The organism is Marseilla massiliensis (genome assembly GCF_023336985.1).
GTDB lineage: Bacteria > Bacteroidota > Bacteroidia > Bacteroidales > Bacteroidaceae > Prevotella > Prevotella intestinigallinarum.
Genome location: NZ_JAMBLP010000014.1, coordinates 74342 through 91092, shown reverse-complemented (window position 1 = coordinate 91092; position 16751 = coordinate 74342). Strand labels below are relative to the sequence as shown.

The 16751-nt window shown below is 46.9% G+C and carries 15 protein-coding genes and 1 pseudogene; 7 read left to right on the top strand and 9 right to left on the bottom strand.

Features of this window, described 5'->3' with window-relative positions:
* Positions 1-36: 36 nt before the first annotated feature.
* On the bottom strand, positions 37-249 hold the full coding sequence (locus M3089_RS10650; RefSeq protein WP_249084021.1) for a helix-turn-helix transcriptional regulator: 213 nt from the start codon (positions 247-249) through the stop codon (positions 37-39).
* 99 nt (positions 250-348) lie between these two features.
* Positions 349-992, bottom strand: a pseudogene (locus M3089_RS10645) (recombinase family protein).
* 835 nt (positions 993-1827) lie between these two features.
* On the opposite strand from M3089_RS10645, the gene M3089_RS10640 reads away from it, so the two are divergent.
* The 5 genes from M3089_RS10640 (at position 1828) to M3089_RS15800 (ending at position 5462) form a co-directional block, all read left to right on the top strand.
* Entirely contained in the window at positions 1828-3159 is a 1332-nt protein-coding gene (locus M3089_RS10640) for an AAA family ATPase (protein ID WP_249084019.1), read from the top strand.
* Between the two features lie 162 nt (positions 3160-3321).
* The gene (locus M3089_RS10635; protein WP_249084018.1) at positions 3322-3717 is read left to right on the top strand and encodes a TIR domain-containing protein; all 396 of its coding nucleotides are present in this window, start codon (positions 3322-3324) and stop codon (positions 3715-3717) included.
* 10 nt (positions 3718-3727) lie between these two features.
* Positions 3728-4708: a caspase family protein gene (locus tag M3089_RS10630; RefSeq protein WP_249084016.1), complete on the top strand. Its 981-nt coding sequence runs from the start codon at positions 3728-3730 to the stop codon at positions 4706-4708.
* Positions 4709-4712: 4 nt separating this feature from the next.
* Positions 4713-5240, top strand: a complete 528-nt coding sequence (locus tag M3089_RS10625; protein ID WP_249084012.1) for a TIR domain-containing protein — start codon at positions 4713-4715, stop codon at positions 5238-5240.
* Between the two features lie 87 nt (positions 5241-5327).
* On the top strand, positions 5328-5462 hold the full coding sequence (locus M3089_RS15800; protein ID WP_262922173.1) for a hypothetical protein: 135 nt from the start codon (positions 5328-5330) through the stop codon (positions 5460-5462).
* A gap of 1385 nt (positions 5463-6847) precedes the next feature.
* Here the strand turns inward: M3089_RS15800 and M3089_RS10620 are convergent.
* The 6 genes from M3089_RS10620 to M3089_RS10595 form a co-directional block, all read right to left on the bottom strand.
* Entirely contained in the window at positions 6848-7693 is an 846-nt protein-coding gene (locus tag M3089_RS10620; protein WP_249084011.1) for an aldo/keto reductase, read from the bottom strand.
* Positions 7694-7714: 21 nt separating this feature from the next.
* Positions 7715-8407, bottom strand: coding sequence for a flavin reductase family protein (locus M3089_RS10615; RefSeq protein WP_249084010.1), 693 nt, complete (start codon positions 8405-8407; stop codon positions 7715-7717).
* Between the two features lie 123 nt (positions 8408-8530).
* Positions 8531-8764 carry a hypothetical protein gene (locus M3089_RS10610; RefSeq protein ID WP_249084009.1) on the bottom strand — a complete coding sequence of 78 codons (234 nt, stop codon included), beginning with the start codon at positions 8762-8764 and terminating at the stop codon, positions 8531-8533.
* Between the two features lies 1 nt (position 8765).
* Complete coding sequence (locus M3089_RS10605) at positions 8766-10637, bottom strand: alpha/beta hydrolase-fold protein (RefSeq protein WP_249084007.1); 1872 nt, start codon at positions 10635-10637, stop codon at positions 8766-8768.
* A gap of 284 nt (positions 10638-10921) precedes the next feature.
* Positions 10922-11452, bottom strand: coding sequence for a flavodoxin (locus tag M3089_RS10600; protein ID WP_249083998.1), 531 nt, complete (start codon positions 11450-11452; stop codon positions 10922-10924).
* 636 nt (positions 11453-12088) lie between these two features.
* Positions 12089-12895: an AraC family transcriptional regulator gene (locus tag M3089_RS10595; RefSeq protein WP_249083997.1), complete on the bottom strand. Its 807-nt coding sequence runs from the start codon at positions 12893-12895 to the stop codon at positions 12089-12091.
* A gap of 195 nt (positions 12896-13090) precedes the next feature.
* On the opposite strand from M3089_RS10595, the gene M3089_RS10590 reads away from it, so the two are divergent.
* Together M3089_RS10590 and M3089_RS10585 are read left to right on the top strand one after the other, a co-directional pair.
* The gene (locus tag M3089_RS10590; protein ID WP_249083996.1) at positions 13091-14101 is read left to right on the top strand and encodes an aldo/keto reductase; all 1011 of its coding nucleotides are present in this window, start codon (positions 13091-13093) and stop codon (positions 14099-14101) included.
* Positions 14102-14195: 94 nt separating this feature from the next.
* Positions 14196-14903 (top strand): dihydrofolate reductase family protein, encoded by a 708-nt coding sequence (locus M3089_RS10585; RefSeq protein ID WP_249083994.1) that lies wholly within the window; start codon positions 14196-14198, stop codon positions 14901-14903.
* Positions 14904-15483: 580 nt separating this feature from the next.
* Here the strand turns inward: M3089_RS10585 and M3089_RS10580 are convergent.
* On the bottom strand, positions 15484-16239 hold the full coding sequence (locus M3089_RS10580) for an inositol monophosphatase family protein (RefSeq protein ID WP_249083992.1): 756 nt from the start codon (positions 16237-16239) through the stop codon (positions 15484-15486).
* Positions 16240-16751: the final 512 nt, after the last annotated feature.

Here is a 16751-nt window from a genome sequence, read left to right as displayed (position 1 = left end):
TACGATATTGCCTCGAATGTTCGGCCTATAGTTTACTTATTCGACGTTCTCCTCTCTGACAAGGTCTGCCAGTTCAACCCCAAGTAGTTTGGCAGTCTTTATCAAACTCCCCAAATCGGGTTGGGATGTGTTGGTACACCACTTGGATATTGTGGTTTGGTCTTTGCCCAATTGCTCGGCAAGCCATTTGTTCGTTTTCTTCTTGTCTGCCAAGACTACTTTAATCCTGTTAATGTCCTTATTTGCCATATTGCAATTATATTTATCGGCAAAAGTACACAAAAAATCCCAAAATCGTGCAGTGTTTGGCTAATATTTATGATGCTTTAGCAAAATAATGAATTATTCTCAATATAAAATTATACCAACAAACTCCTTTTTCACCCACTTTACAGTGATCACTCCCTTGCCACACAATTTTGCTACATCACGGATGGTGTAGCCCTTCTTTAGGTACTCTATCACTTCCCGGTATTCTTCTCTCTTTTGGTTTACCGTCTTTATGCTTCTTTTCTTTCGACCAAGCCTACCACCTTTCTCTATATACCGCTTCCTTCCTGACTGCAATCGGAATGAGATATTATCACGCTCCAATTGCGCACAGGTCGAAAGCGTGGCTATCATTATCGGGGCAAAGAGGGACGGATGTCCTTTTTCGTCCAATAATGTAAGTTGTTCCTTTTGTATGTAGAGGTTAATGCCACAGTCAATGAGTTCCTTAACAGAGGCAAGCACCTCAAACGCATTGCGACCCAATCTTGACAGTTCACTGACAAGTAGGATCCCTATGCGGTTGCCTTGCAGTATTCCATTGCCTCACACAACACTGGACGCTCATCATTCTTCTTTGGGCCAGAGATGTGTTCCTCAAAGACCTTGCAGACTTCGATACCCTTATATTTTGCATACTCCGACAAGTCCTTGACCTGTCTTTCCGTGCTCTGTCTGTCACCAATACTGGAGACACGAGCGTATATTACTCCTGTTATCATATTTATCAAAGACGTTACCGGATAACTTCTCTGATATCCCAGTAAATACTGTTATTTACAACGAGGTGCAATTCCTGGTGATGATCCAAAAACTATTGGTTTATATCATGATGGAAATTACTATTTTCAAAACTTTATGAATCGTTACATTTTAAAACCGATTAATATTCCTTTGGTTGGAGTGACGATACTTATAAGAAATTTGAAAATCAGAAGGCACTCATTATCTATCACGATGGTAAGTTATATTTCCGCTCATACTCAATTGCTTAGCCAATTTCCGATTTTTTACTATTATTTACAGAAGCAACTAATACGGATATCGATAATGTTTTTGGTAAGCCTCTATTCAATGGTACCGATTGCGAATGGATGAAGGCCAATAGCGATAGCGTCATGAGAAAGCAAATCAAGTCAATCGAGAATTCCAAAATATTAACTAAACAGAATATAACTTGTAAGATATTTAGGTCTTGGGCAAAGAAAGCTGGAATCCCAGAAGATGTATATAGCATAGGTAGTTTGGTATTTCCTAAAATACAAGAAAACAAGTAAGATACTTATGTCATTCTAGAATGATGATATTTTCGAGGGTCACTTCGCAAAGAGCATTTTCATAAGTAATTCAAAGAGAATACCATAATCTAATTACTAAGGGAGTCTGTATTTTTAATGTGTGAGATAATTATCAATCATCTACTGGCAAGAATTAATGGCATTATATACTAAATTTATTTTGCGTGAGAATTTCACGGAAACTATTAATGTTCTCGTTTTTTATATTACCTTTGCATCCAAAAGATGTTTAATTCTTATATTTTCAAAATAATCCATTATGGTAGAATCGTTTATAGTAAGGAATTATATGTCCTACAGGGATCAGGTGGAATTGTCATTTCTAGCTTCAAAAAAGGAAAAGGCATCTACTTTACCGCCTGAGTGGTATCAGGAGATTGATGGAAAGCGTATCTTACGTTTATTGCTTTGTGTTGGTCTAAATGGAACAGGGAAAACCAAAATGATAGAGGCACTACAATATTTGCGTATGCTTGCTATTTACAAGCCCCAAAAACCTACAGATCATCCTGCATATAGGCCATTTCTTTTGGATGAAAAATCAAAATATGAGCCTTCAGAATTTTCGCTAACTTACTATATTAACAATATCTGTTATTATTATTATATTAAGGTAAGCGAGAAACGTATAGAAGAGGAGATACTAAAGCAGCAATCACCTAACGTTTTATTATATCACCGTTTATACAACGCTGAGACAGATATCGTGTCTATCAAATTTGGTCCTGATTGTGATATTAGTAAGAGCACTCAACAGGCATTGAAGCTAACTGTAATTCAGAATTCGTCCGTTTTATCTGTTTTCGGATCCTTGAACTTGGAAAGTCAATCATTAAAATCAAATTATGATTTTTTTGATAAGCACATCAGCTTGATTCGCAAATCTGCCAATCAGAAAATTGCGGATAAATTAAAAACAGGAAATCCTGAGAGAGATTTACAAGTAAAAAGAATGTTACTTCAACTTTTAAAGGACGTAGGTACAAATATTTGTGACTATGAAGTGGATGAGATTACGTTTAATATCTCTGATATAGAAAATAGTGTTCCTGAATTGCTACTTCACCAAATACAAAAAGAACATCCTTGTGGTCAAATCTCACAAAAAACATTAAGGCTCATTCACTCTACTCCTTTAGGAAATAAAAGTCTTGATGATAGTTATGAGTCATTAGGTACGATGAACATCATCAAGCTTCTTCTTGTCATGTATGATGTTGTGATTGGACGCAAGTGTTCATGTATTGATGAAATTGAATATGGTATTCACACCAAGGCTTTGGACTTTTTACTCAAGATGTATCTTACGATAGCGGACAATTGCCAATTAGTGGTTGCAACTCACGATCTATCGTTATTGAAGTCTAAAAATCTTAGAAGGGATGCTGTCAGAATGTTTGAGAAGGATAAATATGGTGTTACACAAATCAAACGCAAGTATGTACATAACACTATGAATTTTTTCAATGCATATGAAAAAATTTTGGATGAACAACTTGGTCTTATGGCAGAGAGTCTTGATTCGCTGAGTAAATACAGGGGATTGATACAAACTTTTTACAAAGAATACGAGAAAGATAAGCGTGAATAACCAACGTAATAATTAGTTATTGCCATTACTTTTAATACAATATATAAATATCCCGTGAAAAAACCACGGTAAATTTTGTAAAAAGAATATTTATTTGTATCTTTGCATCGCAGACTCGAAATTAAAACCCTGGTCAAGGAGCCAGAGAGCTGCATTTAACTTATGTATAGAATATTTATATCACATTCGTGGAAGTATTCCAATCAGTACGACAAGATTGTTGAGTTTCTAGATGATGGAGGTATTAATTATTACAATCATTCTGTACCAAAGGATGATCCTGTACATACAAATGGAACCGATAAGCAGCTAGAAGATGCTATTGATGCAAAGATTAGAGGTTGTAGCTGTGTGATTATTTTAGCTGGTGTGTATTCGTCATGTAGCAAATGGATAAAAAAAGAAATTGCTATTGCTCAAAAGTATGGCAAACCAATTATTGGTGTTAGACCTTGGGGAGCGGAGAGAGTATCTGACGCAGTTACGCAAGCAGCAGATGTTGTCGTTGGTTGGAATGCCATGTCGGTGGCTAATGCTGTAAAAAATTACTCTCTTTAATTTAATGCATATGAGAAGAGCTTTACTTATCGGAATAAACAACTACCCAGATGATTTACGTCTGGGTGGTTGTATTGAAGACATTCATTGCTTGAAGTCCGCTATTGAACGTCATGGAAATGGCGAAAAGAATTTCGGTGTAAAAATGTTAGAGGATGTGCAGACTTCAGATGAGGTGTTACAAAACATAACAGAACTTTTTCATGATGACGCAGAAGTAGCATTGCTGTATTTTTCTGGCCATGGTTATGTGAATACAACTGGTGCAGAAATTGTTACCCCTTATGAAGTGGCACATTCTGGAATGTACTATAAGGGAGTACAGATGAAAGATATCATGGAAGTGGTCCATAACTCGAAGGTAAAGAACAAGATAATCATATTAGACTGTTGCCACTCAGGACAAATTGGGAAGTTCAATCCGACAGAAACTGGCAGTGTTCTTGATGAGGGGGTCTCTATTCTTACTGCTTGTAGAGAAGATGAATCTGCTTGTGAGGCTGGTGGTCATGGATTGTTCACAGAGTTACTTTGCAGTGCGTTACAAGGTGGTGCGGCAGATTTTAACGGTAACATCACAATGGGTAGCATCTATGCTTACATTGATAGAAGTTTCGGAGAATGGGAGCAAAGACCTGTCTTTAAGACGAATGTCTCAGCTTTCGTATCTCTAAAAAAAGTGGAACCTAAAGTTCCTTTAAGTGTATTTAGAGAGCTTCCCAACCTATTCTCAACGGCCGATGAAGTTCATAAATTGGATTCGTCCTATGAGTTTACTAACTGCCCTGAGGAACAACACAAGTTGGTTGAGCCGTATGCGAAACCTGAAAACGTAAAAAGATTCAAGTTGCTTCAGCAATTGCAGAGTATCGGCCTTGTTGAACCTGTAGACGCAGAATTCATGTATTTTGCCGCTATGGATGGCAAAGGTTGTAAACTGACAGCTCTTGGCAAGCATTACTGGAGATTAGTTAAAAACAATAATATTTGAAAATATGATTAATTACAGTAGAGAAAGCTATTTTAAAGACGTTGTTGCGAGAATGCCGATTAATGAGCAGCAGAGAATATTCTCTGCTGGCTCAAATGAATTATTTGATATCTTTTTGTCATATAATATTAACGACAAGGATGTTGTGAAGGGTATATACTATGTGCTCAAGAGAATGGGATTTAAGGTCTATGTAGATTTTGTTGTTGATCCTCAATTGGATAGGAGATGTGTTACAAAGGAAACCGCAGAGTGCATACAAAGCAGGTTGAAGCACAGCAAGTCTTTGATATATGCCCAATCGTCAAATGCAGCAATGAGCAAATGGATGCCATGGGAACTAGGAGTAGTTGACGGAAAAACTAACAAATGCTTTATTATGCCAGTTCAAAAAGAGGACGAAACAATTAACTCTAGGCAAGAGTATTTGTTATTGTATCCCATCATTGGTATCAATACTTTTAGTGAATTAAGGGTGTATGATTCAGAGTATTCAAATTATAGTAGACCTCTTGCAGAATGTTTAAGATAAAAACATGTTGTGTAAGTTTTTGTATAACGGCTGCCTGAAACATGCAGCCAATTAAGGAACCCCGTCACGGGACGGGTAACAAAGACTATGGCAAAGGATAGTGATGGCCGCAAGTTCAATCGCATTCCTGAATATGATCGCGTGCAAAATGGCAAAACCATTCATGTGTCAGGTCATGTCAGAAGCAATCGAAGCGATTGTAAAGGGCAAAAGAAAAAATGATTGCAACTTCTTTAAGGATTGTGCCATGGCGATGTGAATCGTTATGGCATTTTCGTATGCTTGATACGGTGACTATACTAACGAATAAATATTCGGCATTTTTCAAGCCAATAATCAAAAGACGATGTAGGCCACAACTCAGAGAAAAATGTCAACCATACTCTTTTTTCATTTGTATTCAAACATGTCGTGATTGCCGATAAACATGAACCATTTGCCTAGCACCTCAGTAACTATGACAACAACTAAAAATCTGTACGATTTTATCTATTTTGTTGTGTAAATGAAAGTTAAATACGTTAAATATTCACCTTTTCGTATCTAATCAGAATTCATACGGTCACTTTTCTACCGTTTAGAACGTATAATACTGATAATCAACTAATAATAGATACGTTTTATGGATATGGTAGAGTAAATAAGATTCTGTATTCCATATTTAGCATAGCATTTCTATTAGTATATGTATGTAGTTGGTTGACTGTTGCTAATATACCCTATGAGAAGTTTTTATATATAGGTTTAGGATTACTTATCTATATATGCGAGGGGAGAGTGTTTAAGTATATATATGATAACAACTAAATGGGTAATACATTAATGTTCTCAATCGGGAAATATCAAAATAATCATATGATTATCAATGTGATTTGTTAAAGACTATGCTTAAAGGCAGGGAGAGATTCTCTGCCTTTTGCTATATTTGCAACCCCAAACAGAGAAAAATGAATATACGAAAACGCACGAGAAATATAATAGAAATATGCTTAAAGAAATATGTCTTTAGGATACATAATTCCTGCGACTTTCTTTTGCTTCTTTTCTTTTGGTCGCCTGCTTGTTCAAAGACAAAGAAAAGAAGTCCCGAAAGCGGTGGCATTCGGGGCAAATGGCTGTTCTGCAATTATTCTTTATCAGTCAAGGTTATTTGAGTAATATTCGTATCGGGATGAGTGGAAAATGCGGCAATGGCTGTTCCATTGTCTTAATAACAGTCCTGCCCTCCTTATCAAGGAAATACCATCGTAGTGCATGGAACGGCTGTCCTTGATGCGTGACACCCCGATAGGTAATATGTAGTTTCCATCCGGAGAAGTCGGTTTTAGGAATGTTTGAGAACAGTGCCGACCTCCATTCGGCATTCATTCTCATCTGACGGTTAATTTTGAATAGCTACTTAATGGCCACCCCCATGTGTGTATCATTTCGTAATGCCGCAAAGAGGGTGCGCCCGATTGAGCGCACCCTCTTGCATTTTGTACTGATGTTAATCATTCTTATTCCCGCAAATGAGAGCAAGAAGGTTTTGTTTGGTTATGCATCATTTGTCATGACAGGCGTTGGCGGTTGACTTTGCCTTGCCGTTGAATGCGCCTTTTGCGGTTTTATCCGTATGTCTCAATCAGGAATTTCACCAGCTTCGGGTCTCCGAAATCAACCGTTCCCGTATCGTGGCGGTTTAGTGCCGCAATACTTTTCATTTCCTCGTCGGTCAGCGAAAAGTCAAATATGTCAATATTCTGCCGCATACGCTCTATGTGCGTGCTCTTGGGTATGGCTATGATGCCACGCTGTGTGAGCCAGCGCAGTGCCACCTGTGCGGCGGTCTTGCCGTAGCCTTTGCCGATAGAGGCGAGCAGCTCACTGTTTACCACGCCTTCGGCACCCTCTCCGCCGAGCGGCCCCCATGCCATCATTTTTGTGTTGTGTTCGGCGAGCAGCGGCTCGATGCCTTGTTGCTGTACGAGCGGATTGCATTGCAACTGGTTCACCATAGGCTTGATGTCGGCATAGTGGGCGAAGTCGTAGAAGCGCCCCGCCTGGAAGTTGCTCACGCCGATGGCACGCACCTTGCCTGCACGGTATGCTTTCTCCATGGCCCGCCACGAGCCGAACACGTCGCCGTAAGCCTGATGGATGAGCAGCAGGTCGATGTAGTCGGTCTGCAGCTTGCGCAGGCTCTCGTCTATGCTTGCCGCCGCTTTCTCCTCGCCGGCATTTGAAATCCATACTTTTGTCACCAGGAAAATGTCCTGCCGGGAAATTCCGCTCTTGCTTATGGCGTTGCCCACTCCTTCTTCGTTGAAATACGCCTGTGCCGTGTCAATCAGGCGGTAGCCCACGTTCAGGGCGTCGCCTACGCACCGTTCACATTCATCCGGGGCCACCTTGAACACTCCGTAGCCCAATAACGGCATTTCCACGCCGTTGCTAAGTTTGATTGTCTGCATTTTGTTGTTTTGTTGTTTGGTTCATTGAAACTTTTTGCCGGAATGCCATGCCTGGCCCACGCTGTCGCCCACGGCACGGTATATTAGCGCCGACGAGTCGAAAATGATTGGCCGGAGTTTGACCAAGTCCACCTTGCCGTCGGCATTGAGAATGCTCTCGTCGGCGCTCCAGTTCACCACCTCGCCGACCACGCGTGCGCCGCCATCGGCATTTTCGTCAATTTCAACCGCATGGCACTCCAGCGTGAGCTTGTATTCGTTGACGATTGGTGCATCCACATTGGGGCTGGGGGTCACGGTAAAGCCGGCTCGCTTCACTTTGTCGGGAACCTTGTTGCCGCTCACCAGTCCGAAATAGTCGGATTCGGCCATGTCGTCCTCGGTGGCAAAGCTCACCGTGAAGGCTTTCTTCCGCTTTATGTTCTCGGTGGTCTTGTGCGCTCCCAACTCAAAAGTGATTTTGTTGTAATCGCACTGTCCGCCCCATGCGGCCATCATCACGTCGGGTACTTGGTCCTCGTCGTAAGTGGCTATCATGATGCAGGGCTGCGGTGTCATTACCGGGTGCTGCGCTCCGAAATTGCGGCGCCCGGCCACTTCTTTTACATTTTCTTTTCTGTTCATGTCTATACTTGTGTTGTTTGGTTTGTTGTTTTCGTTGCATGCCATTACAACCGACAGCAAGGCTGCCGCCATCATCATAGATTTTCTCATATTTCACTTTTGTTGTAAGTTTTCATTATAATGGGTATTTGCATTCTTTTTGTTGAATGTCTGCAAACGTCAGCAGGTTCATTGTCTGTCGGCAACCGCCTGCTGTGCCGTTGACATTTCATGTTAATGGCAACGGCAGGGCTTGGCCAGCTTAATTGTCTTATACTCAGCGCGTTGTAAAACGGGCCGTTCGGGTTTCTCAATCGGCGCGTTTGGGCCTGCAAAACAGGCCATGTTGCAAAGCAATACAGGCCGTTTGGCCATGCTATGTCGCCCTTGCTGTAAAACGGCATGGCGTAGGCCGCTTTTGGGTTGCATATTTGCAAGCATGTGAATGGTGCAGTCATCAATCTTCACATCAGTTGTTTGTTTGTGCTTCCCAAAAGCCTACGGCGTCTGCCAGCCATCCTTCGGCCACCGTACCGGCGCCCAGTCCGAAGCCGTGAGGAAGCCCCTCGTAGGCAGGGAATTCTGTCGGAATGCCGAGCTCGGCAAGCCGTTGCAGCCTGTTTTGCATGGTGCGCCACGGGGCTATGCCGTCGTTGGTGCCTACACAGGCGTATGTGGGGGCGTCTTGCCGGCTTACTGAGCCATACCCCGTATACTGCATGACCACGGCCGATGCTTGCGGTATGTCGTTGCGTCCCGTCAGTTGGCGCAGGCCGTCGGCGTTGCCGAGTGTAGCCGCCATGCGTGCCCCCGCCGAACCGCCCCAGAGCGAATAGCCCGAGGCCCTCACTCCAAGTGCGTCGGCATTGTCGTGGATATAAGTGATGGCTCGTGCAAGGTCTTCGTAGGCATGGTCGGGGCGGTAGATGAGCGCAAAGGCGTTGTATCCGAGTTTGGAAAGTTCGAGGGCATGGGGAAAGCTGTCGTGCATGGCCCCGACGTAAGCGAATGCTCCGCCGGCGTTGCAGATGGCGAAGGGGGCGCCATGATTCCCTCTGAAAAAGAACAGGCCTGTGTTGCGTTTCTGCGGGTCGGCCTGTTTTTCGGCCTCTGTGTAGATGTCGATAAATACGCTGTCGGCGTGCGACTTGAGGTAATTGCATATCTCGACTGTCTTGTCCGGGTCGATGTAGTTGTACCAGGCCATACGCAACTGCCCAAGGGTTTCGCCGCTCCAATACCCATCGTCCACGGGGAAAACCAGCCGGCCCCAACCGCCGAAAGCCGGGTCGTCCATCACGTCGCTTATGCGGCTTGTGCTGGTAAACGCCTGCCCGGTTTCTGCCGGTAAGAAGAAAGGAAGGGCGTTGTAAACAAACTCGACCACGGAATTATAGTCGTGCAGCCCTCCCTCCCTCTGATGGTAAGAGAAATTGTGCGGTGTGAACACGTCGGTAAGCTGCATGCAGGCCATGGCCTGGTTGTGGGTCTGGTAGAATCGCGCGTCACGCGTTTCCACGGCGTGCCATACATGGAAGCCGTTGTCTGTGCCGAAGGGTGAAGACCGTACGACAGTGGCAAGGAAACGCGCCGTCTGTTCGGGTGCCGTCTGCCCGCCGAAAGTCGCCACGTGCCAACTGTCGCCGCTCATGGGCAGGAAGAAGCGTTGCAGGTCGAAGCAATGTTCAAATACATACCACGTCGTGACGCTGCCCAACGAGAATCCGCCGAAAGCCCGGTGGTCGCGCGATGCCACGATGCCGGCCCTGTCGGTTGTTTCGGCGAATGTGGCAAACCGGCTTTCGACGGCCGGAATCAGGTCGTTCTCATATTCATTGTGGAACACGGCAATTTCCTCGCACGACTCGCCCCAGCCTTTCGCCTGGTTGTCTTTGTCCCATGTTGGTGAAACGACTATCACCGGTTGGCAGTCGCCCTGCTGTATCATCCAGTCAAGTATGTTCTTCTGTGCTCCGCCCAAAGCCCCGAATGTGTCTTCGGCCGTGCCTGTCCAGCCGTGCATCAGGTAGACCACATTGTACTGCCGGCTTTCGTCATAGCCGTAAGGCAGGTAGACATAGGCCGGTTTCCTGGTGGCAGGACGGTCGTCACGGGTGTAGTCTTTCGATTCATACTCTATTCTCACAACCTGTCCCTGTTGGGTTGTCTCCGACAGGTATTGGCCGGGAACGGCCCTGGTCATGTCAATTCTGAAACTGTCGTTTGCAGATGTTGCGTTCCCATCTCCATCGGTCTGCATCACGGTCTTGTCCGTGCAGCCGCATAGCGCTGTGGTCATGGCGGCCATCATGATAGCAATGCTGGTCATTATCTTCATCATTCCATGTAATTATACGGTTGCAAATTTCGACAAAATTCTTGTGGTGCATGTTACAATAAATGCCGCCATTGCCTACAATTTTACGGATAGTTCACCTCATACGCTTAGCCGTGCCATATATATAGGCTGCCGTTTCACTGCTTGTAAAGTTGGCGGCATGGGCGTGCCGCATGCGTTTCGCGGTTGTGGCCCGCCTGTGTTGGGCAGCTTTTCAGTAGGCGTGAAGGCAAGCAAACGCCATGCCTGGCTGTCGGCCATCTGTAATTATCATTGCCTACACGCCATTAAAGCTTGCTCAGCCATTCGTTTATGCTTTCCTTTGCACGGGCCCGCTCATTCTGTGCCGTGGCTCCTCTCAGTGCAATCCCTTTCATTATGGTCGCCCCTTGGCATGCGGTTTCCAGTTTGTGTTCTGTTCCCGACAGCCCGCTGCCTTCATGTGTGCAGAAAGGTATTACGGTCTTGCCTTGCCAGCGGTGTTTTTCTATGAATGTATACACGGGCATCGGCAAGTCGCCCCACCAGTTGGGATAACCTATGAAGATAGTGTCGTAATCCTCGACTGCGGCATCGCCCTTGACTGCCGGGCGCGCCTTGGCGGCCAATTCCCGCTTGGCCACCTCCGTGCATTGCGCGTAGTCTTCTGGATAAGGCGTTTCGGGGTTTATCTGGAAGATGTCTCCGCCTGTTTCGTCGGCTATCATGTCGGCAATGATGCGGGTGTTTCCCTCGGCTATGTTTCCCACTGCGTAATTCTCGCCTGCGCGTGAGAAGAATGCCACAAGTGTTTTCTTTGCTTTCATGTTATGTTCCATTGTTCTGTTGGTTTGTTTGTTTGCTGTCGATGCCAATGCGGAAAACAGCAGGGAAATGATGGGTATGACCACACGTCACGTAGTTACACATTATTATATTATGGCCGGTTTGGGCTGCAAAACCATCTGCTGCGTGGCCCAACCATACTCCCCCCGGTTGTTATGTCCGATACGGTTGCAAAGTTAATCCGATTTCGGCAAACTGTCGTTATACAAAACACGGACACGATTAACACATCCACAGATTCTTTTCCCGGTAGCAATCATACTGTCATGCAAAGGATGCAAAGTGCTCATACGCATTACAATAACACGTGGCTTGTTCAATGCTGTCTGCAAAAGCCTATAATGACATTTACCTTTGTGGCGGCATTCATTATGGCAAAGTGGAAGAAACGTATGATGAATATGTCGCTCTGGCGGCCTGATTAAAAAAGAGACAGGCAGTACTGCGTTGGGATGCATACAACAAAAGACAAGCGGCGTGGCATAAGAACGGTTGCCCATACCCTGCAATACTTCCGGCATGGTATACTACAATCAGGCTTCCCATTAGCCGCAACATTTCACAAGGGGGTGCAACAAGGTTGCAGGCATGGCGCCTAATGGGCACGGGGGACATTTGTAAAACGAACGTCAGCCCCTGTACTCCGTCGGACTCACGCCCAGATGTTGCTGTACATAACGGCTGAAATAGGCAGGCGAAGAGAACCCAAACATGTCGGAGATGCGCACGAAAGTAAGTGACTTGTCGCGCAACAGGCGTGAAATGTCGAGCACTGTGTAGCGGTTTATCCAGTAGTTGGCCGGATAGCCGCTAACCTTACGGGAAACTTCAGACAGGTATTTGGGCGTTACGCATAGCTTGTCGGCAAACCATTTCACTTCACGGTGTTCGCGGTAGGTTCCATTCTCAAGCATATTGAGGAACCGGCTCATTATCGCTGCGCTTTGCAGCGGTATGTTGTCAACTCCGTAAAGATGTGAGTGGAAATCGAAAAAGTCGATGATAAGCAGTTGCACTGAGGCTATAAGCAGGTCGCGACGGAAATGGTGGTCGGTCTGAGCAAGCCTTTCTTCCACCATTTCGAAGTCTTTGCGGCACAGTTCAAGCTGCCCTGCGTCCAGTTTCATTACTGGGTCGAGAAACAGGGCCAGCTGTCCTTTCATGCCATAGTTGCTCAGTGGCGTGGAGAGCTCAATGAACTCGGAGGCTACATATATCACTTTCACCCTGAAATCTTCCGCCGGGCGTATGCGTTCAACCAGCTTTCCCTTGCGTACAATCATCAGGTTGCCCGCCTGCAGCTGTCGTTCCTCACCGTTGTATTTCAGCTTGCAACTGCCAGCCAGGCAAAGTGCATGGGCCAGGTAATTGCCATAAGCATCAGTGCCAAGTCCATCAAGGCTGTCCTTTATTATGATGTTATCGGTTTCTGCCATGTTTCCAACACTCTCATTTCTTTTGCAAAGATACATATTTCGGGCCGATAACCATTGTCTGGCCGGCTAAAAACGCGTGCATTCTTGCCCGTTGCAGGCAAAAACGGAAATAAGTGCATGGCTTACCGCAATCCTTGTAAAGCGGCTTTTCACCGGCCATTGTAATTTTGCAACGTCATAACAAACAAACTGAATATGGACTACAGAACATTAGGACAGAGCGGACTGAGAGTGTCCGCCATAGGCTTGGGGTGCATGGGCATGAGCCATGCCTACGGTGCACCGGCAGACCGGCGCGACATGACCGAGTTGCTTGCCGATGCGGTGGATATGGGTTACACGTTTTTTGATACGGCAGAATCGTATGGAACGGTCGACAATCCACATGACAATGAGGAGTTGTTGGGTGAGGCCCTGAAGCCTTTTCGTGACAAAATCGTCATAGCTACCAAATTCGGCATCACGTTTGAGAATTTGGCTGCGCCCGGTGTACACGCTGTTGTCACCGATTCGCGCCCGGAGGTGATACGCCGTTCGGTTGAATGGTCGCTGCGACGGCTGCAGACCGACCATATAGACCTGTACTACCAGCACCGTACAGACCCGCGGGTAGAGCCCGAGACGGTTGCGTCTGTCATGGCCGAACTGATCAAGGAAGGCAAGGTTCTGCATTGGGGCCTTTCGGAAGCAAGCGTTGAATACCTGCGCCGGGCACACAGCGTATGCCCAGTGACAGCTGTACAAAACCGCTATTCGATGATGGCACGGTGGAACGAGGCTCTTTTCCCTGTGCTCCAAGAGCTTGGCATAGGTTTCGTTGCGTTCTCTCCGCTTGCCAACGGCTTGCTTTCGAGGTGCTATACTGCAACCGACCATTTCGATGTGGCAAACGATTACCGTGCTTCCATGCCGCAGTTCCAGGAAGACAGTTTCGGGAAAAACAAGGCCCTGTTCTCTCTGCTCGACGAGCTGGCTGAGCGGAAGCACGCCACACCCGCGCAGATATCGCTTGCCTGGATGTTGTGCAAGAAGCCGTGGATAGTCCCGATTCCCGGCACACGCAAGCTGTGCAGGTTGAAGGAGAACATCGGAGCGGCAGACATCAGTCTCTCTGCCGAGGAGATAAAAGGCATTGACGAAGCCCTTGATGCCATGCACATGAGCGATGTGTTCTGCGGTTCGCTTGTAAAGAGCAGGGCTATATGAAAAGAGCTGTATTGTCGTTTGCTTGTTTGTTGCTGGGCTTGGCTGTAATGTATTGAAGGCATGACACAAGAAACTCATATAAAAAAGAATCAATATGCATCCCAAAGTAATCTGCTATATAATGTCGTCTGTTGACGGTCGGCTGCTGACCGACCGCTGGACGCTTCCCTTCGACGGCAAACCTAAAGGCGAACTCCTTGGCGTCTATGCCGCCATAGGCCGCAATCTGGGCACCGATGCCTGGATGTTTGGAAAGAACACACTGACGGAAGGCTTCTTCCCAAGGAAGTTCCACGCTGCCGTTACCGACCCGTCGCCACGGCCCGAGGCATACGTGGCTCGCCGATTGTCTGGCCGTCTGTTTGTCGTGGCCGACCCCGAGGCCGACATCATGTATGACTCTTCAGACGTGAGGGGCGACAACATCGTGGCTATCTTGCCCGAGACGGCCCCTGCTGTTTATCTGGAGCACCTCAGGCGGCGCAATGTCTCGTATCTGTTTGCAGGCTCTGACGGTGGCGATTTGCCTCTGGCCATGCGTGAACTCGGCGAAGTGTTCGGGGTGAAATGCCTGTCGTTGCAAGGCGGGGGCATCATCGATGGGGCTTTTCTGCAATTCGGGCTGATAGACGAACTGAGCCTTGTGGTATATCCGGGCATCGACGGTTGGGCTCTGTCGCCATCCGTCTTCGAGTATATGGGGGCAGACACGATGCTTGCGCGGGGGCAAAGCCTCGAACTGCTGTCGGCTGAAACGTTGAATGACGGGGTGGTCTGGTTGCGGTATAAATTCCATAAGTGAATCCAAGCGCAAGCGGCCATTCGGCCGCCTGGGATGTGGCTTGGTTGCCGTTCGCGGCTTTTCAAATGCTTGCGTCTTGTTGCCGGCATGTTGTTGGCCGCATTGTCTCGGCTTTGCCCGCTACGCCTCAGGCAAAGGCTACGGCCTATCTGCGTGTCAGCATCATGGAGTCGCTTTGGCTGCAAAAGGCCGGTTTGTGCAGGAAAAGTAAATGATGGCTGGAAAGACAGGCTTACATGTTATTGGCGCTGCCACGCATCATTGGTTGTGGCAGCCGCATCCGTCGCTGCCGGTGAGTGCGGCTGCCAAATCATTTCCGTATCTGCGCCGCTGCAAGGCCATTGCCACGGCGCGCGGCCTTGTCCAGTATGGCAAGCCATCGGGGCCGCCGGCATTCCCGCATCATGCCGCCTCCCGGTGGTGCCCTCTGTAGGCTGTCATTCAGCGGGGCGTCGGTAGGTAGTTGTCACCATCGGCATGCCGTGCCAAAAGCGCGGCCGCCAACTCTCGCCCGCAGCCTCTTGGAACACATTGCTGGGCGTTGCCGTGGCCAGAAAGCGAGGCTGTTGCCTTGGCAGTTTCAAGCCAACAGCCTCAGCAACTCGTCGTGCACATTTCCGTTTGTGCCGGCCACTTGGCTTCCTTGGGCCGGGTCAAGGCTTTTGCCACGCCAATCAGACACGGTGCCTCCGGCTTCCTGTACAATCAGCATCCCCGCCGCATAATCCCAAGGATTCAGGTATGCCTCGAAATATCCACCTTGCCGGCCACATGCGGTGTATGCCAGTTCAAGGGCGGCAGAGCCAATCCTTCTGATGTCCTGCGAGTTTTCATATACCCTTAGAAACCTCGCGAAGTTGTCTTTTGCCTGTTCACGTTTTGCTGTGCCTACGCCAATGATGGTTTCCGAGAGCTTTTGTGCGGATGAAACATGAATGGGCTTGCCGTTCAAGAAGCTCCCTTCGCCTTTAACTGCCGAGAACAGTTCTTCGTGAAACGGGTCGTATATAATGCCTGCCACAATCTCGTTTCGTTGGCAGAGAGCCAGCGAGACCACGCTGTGCTGATAGTCGTGCATCAGGTTTGTGGTGCCATCGACAGGGTCGAGAATCCAGTAGCTGTCGGTGTTCATCTGCTGCAAGCCAGTTTCCTCGCCAAGGAACTGAATGGCCGGGGCAAATTTGTATAGCGCGTCTTTCAGAAATTCCTGTACTGTAATGTCCACTTGAGTGACGTAATCGGCAACGCCTTTCTCTCTTACATGGGCAACCATTTCCCTGTTTGTTATTATCCCCTTCGTCTCTCTGACCAAGGTGGCTATGTGTTGTATATCCATGTTTGCTTAAATATTGTGGTTTTATCGTTTCAGCAGCGTATATGTAATCAAACAAAAGTGCTCTGCTGCAAATATAGTTATTTTTTCCCTACCTTGTCACTTTATTGTGATTAATTCTGCTTAATACGGTTCTCTTAAAGTTAAATTGTCCGTTTTGCTGCCCCGGGTGCTTCAACCCGGCAAGCAATATTGGCGCCATGCCCTTGGCAAGGGGGCGTGGCCGGGTTTCGATGGAATGAATGTCTGCAAACAGCCATGCGCTCGGCGCCTGCCATCGGGCCCGCGCCTGCGCCAGCGTTGCTCTTGTTAAAGGCAACCATACGGGTTGCCACTGTCAACAGGCTGATAGCCAGTGGTTTGCAAAACAGGCCGTTTTGCATTGCGATATCTGCCGTTTTGCAAGTTGAAAAGGGCCGTATCGCAATGCCAAACGGCCCGTTTCAAGTCCGACATGCCATGCTGCTGCCATGGCGTCCGGCTCAGACGCCATACACATTATATATATATGCATG

Coding starts and splice junctions, on each gene's coding strand:
- M3089_RS10650 (WP_249084021.1), bottom strand. CDS start 249: ATGGCAAATAAGGACATTAACAGGATTAAAGTAGTCTTGGCAGACAAG.
- M3089_RS10640 (WP_249084019.1), top strand. CDS start 1,828: ATGGTAGAATCGTTTATAGTAAGGAATTATATGTCCTACAGGGATCAG.
- M3089_RS10635 (WP_249084018.1), top strand. CDS start 3,322: ATGTATAGAATATTTATATCACATTCGTGGAAGTATTCCAATCAGTAC.
- M3089_RS10630 (WP_249084016.1), top strand. CDS start 3,728: ATGAGAAGAGCTTTACTTATCGGAATAAACAACTACCCAGATGATTTA.
- M3089_RS10625 (WP_249084012.1), top strand. CDS start 4,713: ATGATTAATTACAGTAGAGAAAGCTATTTTAAAGACGTTGTTGCGAGA.
- M3089_RS15800 (WP_262922173.1), top strand. CDS start 5,328: ATGGCAAAGGATAGTGATGGCCGCAAGTTCAATCGCATTCCTGAATAT.
- M3089_RS10620 (WP_249084011.1), bottom strand. CDS start 7,693: ATGCAGACAATCAAACTTAGCAACGGCGTGGAAATGCCGTTATTGGGC.
- M3089_RS10615 (WP_249084010.1), bottom strand. CDS start 8,407: ATGAGAAAATCTATGATGATGGCGGCAGCCTTGCTGTCGGTTGTAATG.
- M3089_RS10605 (WP_249084007.1), bottom strand. CDS start 10,637: ATGATGAAGATAATGACCAGCATTGCTATCATGATGGCCGCCATGACC.
- M3089_RS10600 (WP_249083998.1), bottom strand. CDS start 11,452: ATGGAACATAACATGAAAGCAAAGAAAACACTTGTGGCATTCTTCTCA.
- M3089_RS10595 (WP_249083997.1), bottom strand. CDS start 12,895: ATGGCAGAAACCGATAACATCATAATAAAGGACAGCCTTGATGGACTT.
- M3089_RS10590 (WP_249083996.1), top strand. CDS start 13,091: ATGGACTACAGAACATTAGGACAGAGCGGACTGAGAGTGTCCGCCATA.
- M3089_RS10585 (WP_249083994.1), top strand. CDS start 14,196: ATGCATCCCAAAGTAATCTGCTATATAATGTCGTCTGTTGACGGTCGG.
- M3089_RS10580 (WP_249083992.1), bottom strand. CDS start 16,239: ATGGATATACAACACATAGCCACCTTGGTCAGAGAGACGAAGGGGATA.